The sequence below is a fragment of the Pseudomonas sp. P7548 genome (assembly GCF_013386585.1).
Taxonomy (GTDB): domain Bacteria; phylum Pseudomonadota; class Gammaproteobacteria; order Pseudomonadales; family Pseudomonadaceae; genus Aquipseudomonas.
In genome coordinates this window covers 1-839 of sequence record NZ_JACARO010000155.1, presented here as the reverse complement: position 1 = coordinate 839, position 839 = coordinate 1, and the positions used below count along the sequence as shown (strand labels likewise).

Sequence of the window (839 nt, the reverse complement as noted above, 5' to 3'; positions counted from 1 at the left end):
GGAAGTTCCACGGGGTGATCGCTGCGGTCACGCCGATCGGCTGCTTGATCACGATCAGGCGCTTGTCAGGCTGGTGGCCGGGAATCACGTCACCGTAGATGCGCTTGGCTTCTTCGGCGAACCACTCGATGAAAGAAGCCGCGTAGGCGATTTCGCCCTTGGCTTCGGCCAGCGGCTTGCCTTGCTCGAGGGTCATCAGGCGACCGAGGTCGTCCTGGTTTTCGATCAGCAGTTCGAACCAACGGCGCAGCTTGTTGGCACGCTCCTTGGCGGTCAGTGCGCGCCAGGCCGGCAGGGCCTTGTCGGCGGCTTCGATGGCGCGGCGGGTTTCAGCGGCGCCCATCTTCGGCACGGTGCCGAGAATTTCGCCTGTGGCAGGGTTGTTGACCTTGATGGTCTGACCGTTGTCCGCATCGACCCAAGCGCCATCGATAAAGGCTTGCTGGCGGAACAACTGGGCATCTTTAAGCTGCATGTCGGCTTTCCTTAACAGCACCGCGCGCACGCGGAGCGAATTAGAGTTGTTGAAAGGCGCCTTGTGGGCTGCCGTCAGGGAAATCAGCCCCAGCGCACGAAAAAGTGAAAGGCGCACGGGAGACAGAGCGTTTGAAATCTCAAACGAATCCTAGGATCAATGGGGGGGCAGGGCAATAGTCTGTTCGAAAAAAAGAACGAAAACGGCGCTTTTGTCCAAGCTTTCGGATCAACGTACAAACGACAACACCCCCGGCGCGGGTGGGCGACGGGGGTGCTGGGGGACCTGCGGATTACGACTGGAACGATTTGAGGATGGTCAACAGGCTGGTCAGGTTGTCGGCCACGCCGCCCTGGGCGACTTT

General features: G+C 60.1%; 1 protein-coding gene and 1 pseudogene. Both read right to left on the bottom strand.

Annotation, left to right across the window (positions count from 1 at the left end; all coding sequences use genetic code 11):
- On the bottom strand, nucleotides 1-475 hold a 475-nt coding region (locus tag HX803_RS31760; RefSeq protein ID WP_178926022.1), incomplete at its 3' end, for an aldehyde dehydrogenase family protein.
- 292 nt (nucleotides 476-767) lie between these two features.
- Nucleotides 768-839, bottom strand: a pseudogene (locus HX803_RS32915) (R body protein RebB-like protein); the annotation flags it as partial.